Genomic DNA, 15,668 nt, shown 5'->3' with positions numbered 1-15,668 from the left:
TGACCCGCGTCCGCCGATCACCCGGCGTGCGTCGTCGTCAAGCCAATCACGACGCGCGAGACTTCGTCCAGCACTCACCCGGGTCGGCGGTTCCGGTCGCGCGACCGACGCTCTCGGATCGCGACCGAACCCGTCTCAGCTCGACGGCCCGAGCACCAGGTTCGGCGTCACGAACCGCTCGCCGCCGAACGGCGTCGGATCGATGATGTTGTCGGCGGCGACCCGCCCGACCCCGGTGAGGTCCAGGTCGATCGTGGTGAGCCGGCGAGGGTTCTGGTCGACGATGATCTCCTCCCAGTTGTCGACCCCGACGACTGCGACATCGTCGGGCACGACGCGCCCGAGGGCAGCGAGGGCATCGAGCACGCCGAAGCCGATGTGGTCGTTGCCGCAGAAGACGGCGTCGAACGCCCGCCCCGACTCGACCAGCAGGTCGACGGCCTCGGCCCCCCACTCCTGGCGCCAGCTCCCGTACAACGTCGCGGCGGGCTCGAGACCCGCCTCCTCGAGCGCGCGACGGAACCCGGCCTCGCGCCGCTGCACGGCCAGGTCGGCAGCGTCGGCGGTGACGTAGGCGATCCGTCGGCGGCCGCTCTCGACGAGATGCCGGCCGGCGAGGTATCCGGCCTGTTCGTTGTCGGGCACGAAGACGGAGTCGTCAGGGCTGTCGGATGCGGCGAACGCGTAGGTGACCGGCACCTCGAACTGGTGGGTGATCGACGGGGTCACGCGACCGAACCCCGCGCCGACGACGAGCAGCCCGTCGATCCGTCGATCGCGCAGCGTGCGGATGCTCTCCGTCATCTCGCGATGGGCGTGGATGCGCCCGTCGAAGACGAGCACGGCCCGTTCACGTCGGCCGAGCTCGAGGATGGCGCCCATCACGACGGCGCGGGAGAACGTGGCCGTCGCGCGATGCGTCAGGAGGCCGACCGTGCGGCTCCGACCGGACGCGAACGACAGCGCGAGTGCGTTGGGTCGGAAGTCCAGCCGCGCTGCAGCCTCGCGCACCTTCGCCTTGGTCGCCGCGGATACCACCGGACTGTCGTTGAGCGCCTTGGATGCGGTCGCCTTCGACACTCCGGCCACTGCGGCGACGTCGCTCAACCGCACCGCTCGTTGCGTGGTCATCCCGCGATCCTACTGAGCCGCGCCCGCGAGCAGCGGGATGCCGGGCCCGCCCGTCCCGGCACGCACCGAAACCGGAGACATCCGCAGGTCGAGGAACCGGGCCTGAGCGCGCCAATGCTCCGCGCCGCCGCCCTCGTGCTCGTTGAACTCGTACACCGTCATCTCCTTCTCGACTCCTGCATACCGGTTGAACGCGGCGAACACCGTCGACGGCGGGCAGACCGCATCGTGCAGGCCGACCGAGAACAGAGCGGGCGCGGTCGCCCGCTTGGCGAAGTTCACCCCGTCGAAGTACGACAGGGTGTCGAAGACCTGCTCGCCTCGTCCTCGGTGCAGCGCGAGGTAGCGCGCGACCTCCTGGTACGGGTCGCGGCCGGTCATGCCGACCGCGCGACGGAAGTGGCACAGGAACGGCACGTCCACGATCGCCGCCGCGACGCCGCGGTGGAGCCCGGCGGCAGCAAGTGCGATGCCCCCGCCCTGGCTCCCGCCCGCGACGGCGACCACCGACTCGTCGACGCCGTCGAGCGCCTGGACGGCGTCGACGCACCGCACCGCGTCGGTGAACACCCGTCGGTAGTAATAGGTCAACGAGTCCTCGATCCCACGTGAGAGGAACCCCGCGACGCTCGGGCCGGAACCGTGCGGATCGGGCGTGTCGGCTGCAGGCTGACCCCGCGTGTCCATGACGACGTGCGCGTAGCCGGCTGCGGCCCAGGTCATGCGCTGGTGCGGCAGCCCTCGCCCGCCGCCGTAGCCGAGGAACTCGATCACCGCCGGCAGCGGTCCCGTCGTGCCGGCCGGCCGGAGGTACCACGCACGCACCGGATCTCCGCCGAACCCGGGGAACACGAGCTCGCGGGCCTCGATCGCACGGAGCCCCGCATCGACGTCGGTGACCACCGGCCCACCCGACGCCGCGCGTGCCTCATCGATGGTGCGGGTCCAGAAGGCGTCGAAGTCCGCGGGCTCGGCGACCTCCGGCGCGTAGGTCCGAAGTTCGGCGAGCGGCAGGTCGAACTGCGCCATCAGCGGGCCGCCTGCGCCGTCGCCCGCGCGGAGGCGGCGAGCGGTTCGAACACCGCCGACGCGGCTCCGAGCGCCAGGGCGGACATCCGCACGGGGAGCCCGCTCGCGAGCGAAGCGTTGCCCGCGACGCCGACGCCCATGGCACGTACGCCGTCGCGCCAGGTCGCGGCACGCCCGAGCGGATCGGAACCCGGTCCACGGAAGACGTCGCGCAGCAGCGCATCGTCGGCGCCGCCGTGTCCGCCGGCGACATGCGGGATCGTCACCTCGACCGCCGCGCCGAACTGCCGCTGCACGACGAGCCGCTCCCCGACCGGCCGCCCGGTGTCGTCGTGCACGGCATCGGGATCCGCGCTCGGGTCGACGACCGCCTGCCGACCCGTGTCGTCGAGCAGCACGGCGCCGCGTTCCACGACGGAGAGTTCTGCCCGGCCGAGCGTGCCGTTCACCGCGACCGTGTACCCCTCCCACGGTGAGTGCGCGTTGAGCGCGTAGGTCATGCTCGCACCCCTGGCGTAGTCGACGACGAGCGAGAGGTTGTCCTCGATGTCGATGCCCTCGTCGAACACGTCGCGGTCGCGCACGTATCCGTCGTACGCCTCCTGCTCGTAGTACAGCCCCCGCAGCACGTCGTGTTCGCGCAGGTCCAGGCCGAACGGGTCGCGGGCGCCGTCGACGCTCCCCCGCGGCGGGCGGGGGCCGAGCCCGCGGGACGCCGCGTTGGCCGCGCCGTAGAACCGGAGGCCACCGCTGGCGAAGACTCGCTGCGGCACATCGCCGATCCACCAATTGACGAGATCGAAGTGATGCGACGACTTGTGCACGAGCAATCCGCCGGAGTTGGCCTTCTCGCGGTGCCAGCGCCGGAAGTAGTCGGCGCCGTGCGAGGTGTCGAGCAGCCACTCGAAGTGGACGGAGGTCACCTCCCCGATCGCACCATCGGCGATGACCTGGCGGAGCGCCGCGTTGCGTGGCGAATACCGGTAGTTGAACGTCACGGTGACCTCACGGCCGGTCTCGGCGACCGCCGCTGCGACGCGGCGGACCCCCTCGGCGTCGGTCGTCAGCGGTTTCTCGACGACGACGTCGGCCCCGCCGTGCAGGGCGGCGACGATCAGGTCGGCATGCGCGAAGTCGGGCGCCGTGACGATCACGCGGTCGATCCGATGCCGAGCGATCGCCTCGCGCAGGTCCCCGACCTCGAAGCGGAGCGGCGCGCGGGTGCCGAGTTCCGCCAGCCGTCGCTCGTTCCAGTCGAGACGGCCGGGGTTGGGATCGGCCCAGGCGACGAGTTCGGCGTCGGCGGCGTGCGGGCCGGCCATGGCGCCGAGATAGATCTGCGCCCTGGATCCTGTGCCGATGAGGGCGTATCGGGTCGGTTCGGTCATCGCGGTGCTCTCTCCAGGGTGTTCATCGTGGTCGTCACCGCGCGCAGTCGAGCGCCGGTGCGGGCAGGTCGGCGGCCGTGTACGACGCCGGCCTGTCCGGGCGCGCGTAGGGGACGTACGCCGCGATGCGGACGTTCCCGGCGGCGATCGACGCGCTCGGGGCCCGCAGCACGAACTCGCGTGTCGCTCCGGCCGGGACCCCTGCCGCGCGCTCGTCCGCGTACGCGGTCGTGGCGCGGAGGTCGGCTGCGAAGGGGGCGGCGTTCCGGACTGCGACGGTGAGGCGCGGCTCGCCGGCGACGCACTCGGCACGGACCTCCGCGGTGATCGACGCGTCGTTCCCGACCACGCGATCGACCGCGAGCGTGTACGTCGTGGCGGCGCGGCCGGGTGCGGAGGCGACGACGGTCGCCGTGCCCGGTGCCGCAGCCGGCGGGGTGATCTCGAATCGCACGTCGGGATCGCCTTCGGCGGTGATCGTCGGCATCGGTCCGCCTGCGAGCGCCGCGATCGCATAGGTCGTGGAGGTCGGGTCGAAGTCCGGGATGGGTCGGCCGTCGACCAGGATCCCGGTCGCCGTCGCCGTGCCGACGGGGACGACGGGTAGGAACAGTGCGGAGTTCTTGGACGCCCCGATACCACTGCCCCATTCGAGGAATCCCTCCCGGGTCCCGGCGTCGTTGTCGTTGACGAGGATGGAGAAGGAGAACGCGCCCTGGGCCGGGTCCACCCCGAGCAGGTCCCACGGAACGGTGAGGTCGTAGCTCGTGGTCGTTCCCTCACGGGCCACCTCGGCGTCCGCGACCTCGACAGGCCCGACCGGCGCGGTGTAGCTGTAGACGCCGGGACCATCGGTGCCGAGGAACGCACCCAGCTCCACCCGCGACGCGGGTTCGGCCCCGGGCAGCCCCCTGGCGACGGCGAACTGCAGCGAGTCGCCGGCCCACAGGCGGTCGACCGTGGCCGCCGGCCTGTGATCCTGGTCCTCGACCTCGGCCCGGATCCGGAGACCGGCGTCGCTCCACGAGAGGGCGAATGCTCCGCCGAGGTCGGCCTCGGTCGCCGGGGTGCCGGTGATGGCGACGTAGGTGCCATGCGCCCGCCAGTCGACCTCGTCGGCGGCGGCCGGCTCCTCCGCGAGCGGCGCGATCGCGGTCGTACCGTGGAACGACCGCACGCCGGCGTCGGTCGACGCGGTGACCGAGTAGTCGTGCGGCTGCCACGCCTCCAGGTCCGGCGCGACGACGCGGACGGCCGTGGTCTCACCGGGGCCCGCGACCACCTCGGCAAGCGTGCCCGTCGTGTCGCCGACCGACCACGCCACGTCGCTGACGGTCGATCGTCCTCCACCCGGCAGGTTGCCGACGACGAAGTCGAGGCCGACGCCCTCGGCGGAGGCGACCGGCCCGAGCGACAGGGTCGGGTTCTCCACGACCTCTGCGGCATCGTCCACGTAGGCGACGACCGCGTCGCCGCTCCTGACCGTGTAGCCGACGGGTCGTTCGCCGAGTTCGCGCATCGGGGCGAGGTCGATCACGCCCTCGACGAGGTCCGCCGTGCCACCGAGTCGGATGCCGCTGCCGACCGGGCCGACCACACTGAGGTCTCCGGAGACCCCGAGCACCGAACGATCGACGCTGACCGGCACCGCCGGCGTGCCGCCGAGAGCGATCCGGTCGGGCGTGGCGATCGAGGTCGCAGGTTCCGCGACGACGACCGGCGTGCTGACGGCCCCGACCAGGTAGGCGGGGTTCGGGCCGACGGTCAGTTCGACCCGGCCGTTCGCCCGGGCCTTCCACCCGCGGCCGTCGCCGCGGACGATGCGTGCCGACTGTCCGGTCTCCGCCGACAGCGTGACGCGCTCCCCCGTCGCCCAGAGCACGCGAACGACGTCTCCCGGTGCCGCGGTGTACTCCGCGACGATCGCGCCGTCGAGCCGGTGCAGGGCGGTGAGCGTTCGCCCGGCGGTGAGCCGGTTGAACGCCGCCAGCGCCGGATAGGCGGGCTTCGGCGTGAGCGCCGTCCCACCGTCGGCCGGGCGACGGGCGAGACCGAAGTTGTGCTCGGGTTCGGCGGGATTCGCGCCGGAGTCGATGAGCTCGTAGTAGACGACGCGATCGACGCCTGCCGCCTCGAGGAGCGCGGCCGACCGCACCACGTACGCGGCCTGCTGCTGCTCGGTCGTCCCGCCGGTCGTGGTCGTCCACCCGTGTTCGCTGAGCCAGATCGGGATGTCCGCGTCGGGGGCGTACCGGTCGATCAGGGCGCGCAGGGTCGCGACGCCCGCCTCCGTGCGCCCCTCGGGCGCGACCGGGAAGTCGTAGGTGTGGTAGCTGACGACGTCGAGCGAGTCGAGCGCGCCGAGTGCGAACAGGTCCTCCATGAAGTCCCACTTCGCGCCGGCGCTCACGGGCCCGACGACGCGGGCGCCGGGCGCGGCCGCGTGGATGGCGGCCGCGGCGGGCACGAGCAGGTCCATGTAGCAGGCGGCGGTCATGCCGCAGGCGCCGTTGTTGAAGGTGTGGTTGAACTCGTTGTAGATCTCGTAATCGACGTCGGAGCCGTAGTGCGCCGCGGCCGCGGCCGCGTAGTTCGCGAACGCGGCGATGCCCTCGGGTGAGCTCGGGGTCTTGCCGCCGTCGTACCAGCGGCTGAAGTAGGCGAGGATGACGAGCGGCCGCTCGCCGCGTGCCTTCGCCGCCGCGAGCTGCTGATCGAACAACGCCGGGAACTCGTACACGCCCGGCGACGTCTCGATCGTGTCCCACGAGGGTCCCTCCCGCAGGATGCCGGCGTCCAACGGGTCCATGAGGGAATCCACCTGGTCGACCGTGTAGCGGTTGACGTGCACGGCGACGCCCACCGGGTGCTCGGCCGGCGCCGTCGCCGTCGAGGGTTGCACGATCGCGACCGTGGCGGTGCGGCTGACGGCGACCGGGGCATCCACCGACATCGTGACGGCGTAGTACCCGGCCGGGAGCGCGGAGAGGTCGATCGACGCGGATCCGTCGTCGACGGACTCGGTACCCGAGTCGATGCGCTGCCCCGACGACGCGCGCACATCCCAGTCGACCTGGTCGGCGATCGTCGTCAACCCGACGTGCACGTCACCCGTTTCGTAGACGAGCGACGTGTCGCTGAACGCGAGCGTGCCGGGCGGCGGATGGTGCTCCTCGAAGGACGGGTTGACCACGAGGTTCGCGGTGCCGTTCTGCGCGGTCATCCGGACGTCGTCGATCCAGACCGTGCCCGCACCGCGCACCAGGAACCGCATGACGAAGGTCATGCTCCCCGCGGGCTGCGTGTACGACCACTCGAGGCGGGTCCATTCGTTCGTGCCGGCGGGGAATTCGACGCGTTGCGCGTGGTCGCCGCTGAGCACCACGTACGCCGCTCCCGCCGACGACAGGTCCTCGGTGCGGACCCAAGCGCTCATGTCGTACGTCGTGCCCCCGGTCGCACGGATGTTCTGCCGCAGGTCGACATAGCTGGCCGAGTACTCCGACGAGAACGCGATGCGAGCAGACGCCGCGCCGTCGTGCATGATGTCCGTGTCGGCCGTGACCACGAAGTCAGGCGTCCCGGAGACGGTGGTGGTCCAGCCGTCGAACGAGTCCGACTCGGGGACTCCGGCGTGCGCCGGCGGCCCGGAGGCGAGCAGGAGCCCGGCCGACAGGGCGATCGTGCCGATCGCCGCGATGGCACGCGCGACGCTGCGGTGCTGGGGTGCAGTCATGAGGTTCGCAATCCGCTGACGGTCGGGTCAGCCCTTGATCGCGCCGGCCTGGCCGGCGCTGCGGAGGAACTGTCGCTGGAAGATGAGGAACAGCGCGATCGGGATGATCACCGAGATGAACATGCCGGCCATCATCAGGCTCGTGGGGGCGGTGTCGCTGATCCGGTACAGGCCCACCGACAGCGGCTGCAGTTCGGGCGACGGCAGCACCAGGAGCGGCCAGAGGAACTCCTTCCACGACCCGACGATGGTGAGCAGCGAGACGACGCCGATCACCGGCCGCGACATCGGCAGCACGATCGACCAGAACACCCGGAAGACGCCCGCGCCATCGATCCTCGCGGCCTCGAACACGTCGCGCGGGAGCCGGTCGAAGAACCGTGCGACGAGCAGCACGTTGAACGCGCTCGCCGCGGTCGGCAGCCACACCGCCCAGAACGTGTTCACGAGGTTCACCCCGACCAACGGCACGTCGAGGATCGTGACGTAGAGCGAGATGAGCGAGACGACGCCGGGGATGAACAGCGTCGCGAGCACGCCGAAGTTGACCGCCTTCGCGTACTTCGGCCGCAGCACCGAGATGCCGTAGCCGCCGGTCAGGGCGACGAGCAGTCCGAAGAACCAGCAGCCCGCCGCCATCCACACGGTGTTGAGGAGGTACTGGCCGATGCGGATCTGCGACCACGCATCCGGCAGGTTCTGCCACTGGATGCCGCTGGGCCACCACTCGAACGGCGCCGTGAGGATGTCCTGGCTCGTCGAGAGCGCGGCCTTGAACAGCCAGAGCAGCGGACCGAACGAGACGACGACGAGCGCGGCGATCAACACGATCGCGAGCACCCTCGTGATGATCCGGACGGATCGACGCGAACGGTCGAGCGCTGAGACATTGGACCGGTCGTCGGACTCCTCGGAGGGGCCGGGAGCCTTCCTGGTGATGGTGCGTACCGTGCGGGTGACGGTGGTCATGATTCGCTCCACTTCCGGGTGAGCCGCAGGTAGATCGCGGAGACGACGCTGAGCACCACCGCGAGCAGGAGACTCAGCGCGGTCGCCTTGCCGAAATCGCCGGAGAGGAACGCGTAGTTGTAGATGAGCATCAGCAGCGTCACCGTGCGGTTCTCGGGGCCTCCCCCGGTCATGACGAACGGATCCGTGAAGACCTGCATCGTCCCGATGATCTGGAGCAGCAGCATGAGCAGGATGACACTCCGCAACTGCGGCAGCGTGACATGCCAGGTGCGCTGCAGGATGGATGCCCCGTCGACCTCGGCCGCGTCGTAGAGCTCTGCCTGGATCGACATGAGCGCGGCGAGGTAGATGATCGTGGCCGTGCCGGCGGTCGCCCAGGTGGCCTGGATCACGATGCTCGGCATCGCCATCACCGGGTCCTGCAGCCAGCCGACCGGGGCGATCCCGAACCAGCCGAGCACGGTGTTGAACAGCCCGGAACCCGACGGGTCGTAGAACTGCTTCCAGAGCAGGACGCTCACGACCGGCGGGATGATGACCGGCAGGTAGACGAGCACGCTCGAGATCTGCCGGGTGCGCCTGAGCTCCGCCATCACCATCGCCATCAGGATGGGCAGCGGGAACCCGATCAGCAGTGCGAGCGCCGCGAACCACAGCGTGTTGCCGGTCGCGGTCCACAGCAGCGGGTCCGCGAGCACGCGTTCGAAGTTGCGGAACCCGACCCAGGTCGGCTCGGTGATCAGGTCCGTCTGCTGGAAGGCGAGGATCAGGCTCTTGAGGATCGGCCACCAGGCGAAGTAGCCGAACGTGACGAGGAGCGGGACGAACATGAGCAGGGTCGCGATCCCCCCGCCGCGGACCCAGTTCAGGAATCCGCGCACCGGACCCCGTCGGCGGGCCTGCCTCCGGGCACCGGGGCCGGCCGGCTCTACGGGTTCGCCCCCGGGCGATCGGCTGATCGACCGTGCCGTCGGCGTCGCGGTGGCCGTCATCGGACTGCTCGCATTCGTTCCACGCTCCTCGACCACGTCATTCGGCGTCGACCAGGTCCTGCACCTGGGTCTGCGCGTTCTGCAGCAGCTCCTCGATGTCGGCGTCCTCGCGCGTGAGGACCGCCTGCACCACGGGGTCGAGCGACGCGTAGAGCTCCTGCGCCTTCTTGGCGGGTTCGGGCACGATCGTCGCGGTCGCGAGGCTGTCGAGGTAGGCCGTGTAGTTCTCGCGCGCGACGTTGATGTACGGCTCGATCCAGCCGAGGTACGTCTCGTACTGCGCGTCGGAGACGACCGGGACCTCGGGCAGCCCGACCGGGAGGTCGTCAGCCACCTGGGCCTCGGCCCAGGTCGTCGCCGCCTCCTCGTCGACGTACCGGTTCAGGAAGTAGTACTTCGTCCATTCGAGCGCCGCGCAGACCTGGTCGGGCGTCGCCTTCGGGTTGTACCACTGGATGTTGCCGCCGCCGAGGACGCCGACCGGGTCGTCGCCGACCGGGAAGGGTGCGAGTCCGAAGTCCTCCTTCGGCATGCCGCGGCCGATCACGAGACTGTTGTAGAGGTTCGCGCCGTTCAGGCTCTGGCCGATCGCGCCGGCCGCGATGTCGTCGCGGATCGCGTTGTTGTCGTAGAGGTAGTTCGCGCCGGCGGCGTCCTCCTCCCACCGCACGTCGTGGAGGAACTCGAGGCTGGCGGCCATGCCGGGCGTATCGAGCGTCACGGTGGTCTCGTCCCCCTCGGTCTCCTCGACGAGGTCGCCGTTGGAGTAGGCCATCGACGTCAGCAGCCACCCGCCGGTGTTCGCCGTCGTCGGGATGATGAAGCCCGTCTTGCCGGTCTTCTTCGAGATCGTCGCGGCCGCCTCGAGCACGTCGTCCCAGGTCGCCGGCGGCTCGTCGGGATCGAGACCGGCCTCCTCGTAGAGTGCCCGGTCGTAGATGAGGCCCATGGTGTACGCCGCCCGGACCACGCCGTACGTGCGTCCGTCGGCGTCCTGCGTGACGGCCTGGAGCTGCGGGTTCAGCGCGCTCAGCACCTCGTCGTCCTCGACGTACGGGGTGATGTCGGCCGCCTGGCCGCGCTCGATCAGCGACTGGATGTCGGTGAAGGGCACCTGCAGGGTGGTCGGCAACGTGCCGCCGACGAGCAGGGCGGGGAACGTCGAGACGTCGTACTTGGTCTCCTCGTCCTCGATGGTGATGTTCGGGTGGAGCTCCCCGAACGCCGACACGGCGTTCTCCCAGGCCTCGAGGTTCGCGGTCTGGTCGGAGGTCGGGCGTTCGCCGACCGTGATGGTGACCTCCGCGTCGGGATCGCACGTGGCTGCTGCGGCGGTGGTGGCGGGGGTCGTTCCTCCGCCGCCCGCTGCGCAACCGCTCATCGCGAGTGCGGCGATCGCCAGACCGCCGACCAGTCCGCCGTGGCGCCAACGGTGTTGTGTCATGTTGCCTCTACTCCTTCGTAGTCCGAGCACTTCGTCGTTCGATGCATAACAACCGGTTTCACACTCTGGATCACCGGTCCGATGTTGTCAAGTCCGATCCGCGCACCGCGACCGGACGCCACGGTGCGAGCCATCGATCGGCGGCCGCCGTCCAGTCCACGACGCCGCCGCCGAGGCCGCATCCGTGGCCGCCGAACGGGTAGAGGTGGAGTTCATGGGGCACCCGCGCACGTCGCAGCGCACCGGACAACAGCAGCGAATGCTCGACCGGGACCTTGTCGTCGTCGAACGAGTGGAAGATGAAGAACGGCGGTGCGTCGGGCGTCACGAGCGTCTCCAGCGACAGGGCGGTTCGGTTCGCGGGACGGTCGTCGCCGCCGAGCAGTACCTCGCCGGATCGCTGATGCGGATGCTCGAGGAACGAGACGACCGGGTACCCCAGGAGCACACCGTCCACTCGCGAGGCCGGTGTCGGCGGGCGCAGGGCCGCCAGGCCCGCGGCGTGGCCGCCGGCCGAGAACCCGGCCAGGATCACGCGCGATGCACCCTCGGCGCGCACGCGCGCGATGCGCTCGGTGATCACCCGATGCGCCGCCGGATGCGGGGTTCCCAAGGGGTACCGTACGACCTCTGCGGTGACGCCGAGGCCGCCCAGCCAGTCGGCGACGGGTTCCGCCTCGTGGGCGGCATGGTGGTGGTAGCTCCCGCCGGGGAGCACGAGCGCGTGCGTGGTCATGAATCACCTTTGAAACCGGTTTATGGATAGCCTAGGGTTGCACGGAGGCTCGCTGACGAGCAACCGGACGCCGCGGCGGTCGGTCCTGGCAGACATGGAGGAAGTTCGGTGCACGTAGACCCGACCCGCGTCGAAGCGCGGCTGCAGAGGTTCATCCGCGAGCGGTTGGAGCCAGCGGTGCACCGGGCATCCTCGCCGTTGAAGGTCGAGCACTGGTCGGTACCCGATGAACCGGTGCCGTTCGCCACCGCCGTGGCTCAGGGGTTCACGCCGACCGCTCCCGGCTGGAGGTGGGGTGCTGCGTGGAGCACCACCTGGTTCCGCCTCACCGGCGAGGTGCCCGCCGGATGGGACCCCGACCTCGTGGAGATCACGTGCGATCTCGGATTCACCGCCGACCGGCCCGGGTTCCAGGTGGAGGGCCTCGCCCACCGCACCGACGGCACCGTCATCAAGGCGGTCTCGCCGCGCAGCCACCACATTCCGCTCCCGGACGAGACCGGCCGGGTCGTCGTGTACGTCGAGGGCGCCGCGAATCCCGATGTGGCGGGCGAGTACACCTTCGCGCCGACCGGCCTGGGAGACCGGGCGACCGCCGGCGGCGCCCCCCTCTACTCGCTCGGCGAGATCGCGCTCGTCCTCCGCGACCGCGTGGCGTGGGAGCTCCTGCAGGACGTCCGGCTGCTCGCCGGCCTCGCCCGCGAGCTGCCCGACGACGCACCGCGACGCGCACGGGTGCTCCGCGCGCTCGAGCGGATGCTCGACCTCGTGGATCCCGACGACGTCGCCGGATCCGCGGCCGCTGCGCGGGAGGTCCTCGCACCCGTGCTCGCCGCTCCGGCGAACGCCTCGTCGCATCGCGTCGTCGCGGTCGGACACGCGCACATCGACTCCGCCTGGCTGTGGCCGGTTCGCGAGACCGTGCGCAAGGTGACGCGAACCTTCGCCAATGCGCTCGACCTCATGGAGGAGCATCCCGAGTTCGTGTTCGCGGCGTCGTCGGCCCAGCAGTACGCGTGGCTGAAGGAGCACCGACCCGAGCTGTTCGAACGAGTGCGGGCGGGCGTGCACGGCGGGCGCTTCGTGCCGGTCGGCGGCATGTGGGTGGAGTCCGACACCAATATGCCTGGCGGCGAGGCCATGATCCGCCAGTTCACCGCCGGCAAGCGGTTCTTCCTCGAGGAGTTCGGCGTCGAGACCGAGGAGGTCTGGCTCCCGGACTCGTTCGGCTACTCGGCGGCCCTGCCGCAGATCGTCGCGGGAGCCGGCAACCGCTGGTTCCTGACCCAGAAGATGTCGTGGAACCAGGTCAATCCCCTCCCCCACCACACGTTCTGGTGGGAGGGCATCGACGGCACGCGCGTGTTCACGCACCTGCCTCCCGCGGACACGTACGGCTCGCAGCTGACACCCGACGAACTGCTCCACGCCGAGCGGAACTTCCGGGATGCCGGCGACGCCACCGTGTCGCTCGTCCCCTTCGGCTGGGGCGACGGGGGCGGCGGGCCGACCCGGGAGATGCTGGCGGCCGCCGACCGGTCGCGCGACGTCGAGGGGCTCCCCCGCGTCGAGATCGGAACGCCGCGCCGGTTCTTCGCCGAGGCCGAGGCCGAGTACCCCGACGCACCGGTCTGGTCGGGCGAGATGTACCTGGAGCTGCACCGGGGCACCTACACGTCGCAGGCACGGACCAAGCGGGGCAATCGGCGCAGCGAGCACCTGCTGCACGAGGCCGAGCTGTGGGCGACGACGGCCGCCGTCCGCGTCGGCGCGACGTATCCCCACGAGCGGCTCCGTCGAACCTGGGAGCGCGTGCTCCTGCTGCAGTTCCACGACATCCTGCCCGGCAGTTCGATCGCCTGGGTGCACCGCGAGGCCGAGCGCGACTACGCCGCCATCGCAGACGAGCTGACGTCGATCATCGACGAGAGCCTCGCGGCCCTCGTCGGCCGTGGGGATTCGACCCTCGCCGCCGATGCGACGACGGGCGCGATCACCGAACGACCGGATGCCGCGCGCACCGTGCGCCCAGAGGCATCCGTGAACGTGTCGGCGCTGGAGGACGGCGGATACGAACTCGCGAACGACCGGATCCGCGCGGTGGTCGACCGGCGCGGCCGGATCGTGTCGCTCGTCGACGCCGCCACCGGCCGCGAGGCGGTCGCGCCGGGCGGGGCGGTCAACCGGCTGGTGCTCCATCGCGACACCCCGACCGAGTGGGATGCCTGGGACATCGACGCGCACTACCGCCGCAGCGCCGTGCCGCTCGACGGCGACGAGCCCGACGTATTCGAGGTCACGACCGAGGAGAACGGGTCGGTCGAGGTCGCGATCACGCGCTCGTTCGCCCGGTCGCGCGTCGTCCAACGGATCACGCTCGCGCCCGGCGCATCCGCCCTCGACCTGGCGTTCGACTTCGACTGGCACGAACAGCAGAAACTGCTGAAGCTCTACGTGGACCTCGACGTGCACGCCGACGAGGTGCTCGCCGAGACGCAGTTCGGATACGTGAAGCGGGCGACCCACGAGAACACCTCCTGGGAGGCGGCCCGGTACGAGTTCTGCGCGCACCGGTGGGCGTACATCGGCGAACCGGGGTACGGCGTCGCCGTCGCGAACGACTCCACGTACGGGCACGACGCGACTCGGATGCCTCGGACCGGCGGCGGACGGACCACGACCCTCGGCCTCTCACTCCTGCGCGCGCCCAGGTTCCCCGACCCGCACGCCGACCAGGGAAGTCACACGATGCGCGTCTCGATCAGCCCGCGTGCATCCGTACGGGACGCGGTCGACGCCGGCCGCCGGCTCAACCTGCCGCGACGTTCCGTGACCGGCGGCCGCATCGTGGAGCCGCTGTTCACGGTCGAGAGCGACTCGGTCGTCGCCGAGACGGTGAAGCTCGCCGACGACGGTTCGGGTGACGTCATCCTCCGGCTCTACGAATCGCTCGGCGGCCGTGGCACCGCCGTCGTCGCCCCGCGTTTCGAGGTTGCCGACGCCGAGCGGACCGACCTCCTGGAGCGTCCGACCGGCGTCCGGATCGACACTTCGACAGAGGCACCGCTCGAACTGCGACCGTTCGAGATCGTCACGCTGCGGTACCGCAGGAAGGGGTGACCTCGCGCGCTCGAGTACCGTCCTCGTCGCTCCGGATGTCGGCGGGTCGCCCGACGATCGCACCATGAGCGATTTCGACTTCCTCTACGGCGAATGGAACGTCACCAACCGTCGCCTGCGGCAGCTGTTCGTGCGCAGCGATGAGTGGGACGAGTTCCCCGCGACCTCGTGGGCGCGCCCCCTGCTCGACGGCGTCGGCAACGTCGACGAGATGCACTGCCCGACGCAGGGCTGGTCCGGCGCGAGCATCCGGTTCCAGGACCAGGTGAGCGGCGAGTGGTCGATCTACTGGGCGAACAGCAGCACCGGCCGACTCTTCCCGCCCGTCGTCGGACGTTTCACTGACGGGCGCGGTGACTTCTACGGCGACGACACCCACGACGGCGAGCCCATCAGGGCGCACTTCACCTGGTCGGACATCACGCCCGATTCGGCGAGGTGGCAGCAGGAGTTCTCGCGCGACGGCGGCGAGACCTGGGAGTGCAACTGGGTCATGGAGTTCACCCGCGCGTGAGTGCGGGGCCGGCTCGCAGCGCCGCAAGGGCGTGGTCGACACGTGAGCGGGTCTCACGCTCGTCGGGCAGGCCGAGCCGGAGCGCCAGCCGATGATAGAGCGGACCGTACACGAGGTCGAGCGCGACGCCGAGGTCGGCGTCGCCCGGGAGTTCCCCCGACGCTTGGGCGGCGCGCAGACGTGCGTCGAACGCGGCGATGCTCGGCACGACCACCTGCTCGCGGATCGCGTCGCCGAGCGCCGCGTCCCGTTGTCCCTCGGCGACGAGCGCGGCGACGGGTGAGGCGTCCTGGGGGCTGTACATCGCGACCACGGCCGTCACCTGACGCGTCAGGTCTCGTGCGAGGTCGCCGGTGTCGGGGAACGTGGCCTGCCGATCGGCCAGCTCCGAGATCGCGTCGAGCAGCACCGCCCCCTTCGACGGCCACCAGCGATAGATCGTCTTCTTGCTGACCCCGGCGCGCTCGGCGATGCCTTCGATCGTGAGCTGCGCGAAACCGGCCTCCCGGCACAGTGCGAGGGCCGCGTCGAGCACGGCGACTCGTGCACGTTCGCTGCGGCGGGTCGGATCGGGAGAGCTGGCCACCCTCTCAGATTACACGCCAC

General features: G+C 70.7%; 11 protein-coding genes. 2 read left to right on the top strand and 9 right to left on the bottom strand.

Features of this window, described 5'->3' with window-relative positions; genetic code table 11:
• Positions 1-135: 135 nt before the first annotated feature.
• From ELQ40_RS08800 to ELQ40_RS08765, 8 genes are all read right to left on the bottom strand, one after another.
• A complete protein-coding gene (locus ELQ40_RS08800; protein ID WP_240666015.1) occupies positions 136-1,131 on the bottom strand; it encodes a LacI family DNA-binding transcriptional regulator in 996 nt (331 codons plus the stop codon).
• A gap of 9 nt (positions 1,132-1,140) precedes the next feature.
• Positions 1,141-2,160, bottom strand: a complete 1,020-nt coding sequence (locus ELQ40_RS08795) for an acetylxylan esterase (protein ID WP_127793348.1) — start codon at positions 2,158-2,160, stop codon at positions 1,141-1,143.
• Positions 2,160-3,548, bottom strand: a complete 1,389-nt coding sequence (locus ELQ40_RS08790) for a Gfo/Idh/MocA family protein (protein WP_127793347.1) — start codon at positions 3,546-3,548, stop codon at positions 2,160-2,162. The genes ELQ40_RS08795 and ELQ40_RS08790 overlap by 1 nt, the downstream gene beginning before the upstream one ends.
• Before the next feature lie 34 nt (positions 3,549-3,582).
• On the bottom strand, positions 3,583-7,284 hold the full coding sequence (locus tag ELQ40_RS08785; RefSeq protein WP_127793346.1) for a hypothetical protein: 3,702 nt from the start codon (positions 7,282-7,284) through the stop codon (positions 3,583-3,585).
• 27 nt (positions 7,285-7,311) lie between these two features.
• The gene (locus tag ELQ40_RS08780; protein ID WP_127793345.1) at positions 7,312-8,253 is read right to left on the bottom strand and encodes a carbohydrate ABC transporter permease; all 942 of its coding nucleotides are present in this window, start codon (positions 8,251-8,253) and stop codon (positions 7,312-7,314) included.
• Positions 8,250-9,137: a carbohydrate ABC transporter permease gene (locus ELQ40_RS08775; RefSeq protein WP_240666014.1), complete on the bottom strand. Its 888-nt coding sequence runs from the start codon at positions 9,135-9,137 to the stop codon at positions 8,250-8,252. The genes ELQ40_RS08780 and ELQ40_RS08775 overlap by 4 nt, the downstream gene beginning before the upstream one ends.
• Positions 9,138-9,285: 148 nt before the next feature.
• Positions 9,286-10,692 carry an extracellular solute-binding protein gene (locus ELQ40_RS08770; RefSeq protein WP_127793343.1) on the bottom strand — a complete coding sequence of 469 codons (1,407 nt, stop codon included), beginning with the start codon at positions 10,690-10,692 and terminating at the stop codon, positions 9,286-9,288.
• Between the two features lie 70 nt (positions 10,693-10,762).
• Complete coding sequence (locus ELQ40_RS08765) at positions 10,763-11,428, bottom strand: alpha/beta hydrolase (protein WP_127793342.1); 666 nt, start codon at positions 11,426-11,428, stop codon at positions 10,763-10,765.
• A 108-nt stretch (positions 11,429-11,536) separates the two neighbouring features.
• On the opposite strand from ELQ40_RS08765, the gene ELQ40_RS08760 reads away from it, so the two are divergent.
• Together ELQ40_RS08760 and ELQ40_RS08755 are read left to right on the top strand one after the other, a co-directional pair.
• Entirely contained in the window at positions 11,537-14,548 is a 3,012-nt protein-coding gene (locus ELQ40_RS08760) for a glycoside hydrolase family 38 C-terminal domain-containing protein (RefSeq protein WP_127793341.1), read from the top strand.
• A gap of 64 nt (positions 14,549-14,612) precedes the next feature.
• Positions 14,613-15,062, top strand: coding sequence for a hypothetical protein (locus tag ELQ40_RS08755; protein WP_127793340.1), 450 nt, complete (start codon positions 14,613-14,615; stop codon positions 15,060-15,062).
• Here the strand turns inward: ELQ40_RS08755 and ELQ40_RS08750 are convergent.
• The gene (locus tag ELQ40_RS08750; RefSeq protein ID WP_127793339.1) at positions 15,049-15,648 is read right to left on the bottom strand and encodes a TetR/AcrR family transcriptional regulator; all 600 of its coding nucleotides are present in this window, start codon (positions 15,646-15,648) and stop codon (positions 15,049-15,051) included. The two genes, ELQ40_RS08755 and ELQ40_RS08750, sit on opposite strands and share 14 nt — an antisense overlap.
• Positions 15,649-15,668: the final 20 nt, after the last annotated feature.

Source organism: Agromyces sp. LHK192 (genome assembly GCF_004006235.1).
Classification (GTDB): domain Bacteria; phylum Actinomycetota; class Actinomycetes; order Actinomycetales; family Microbacteriaceae; genus Agromyces.
This window is presented reverse-complemented; position numbering and strand designations above follow the sequence as displayed.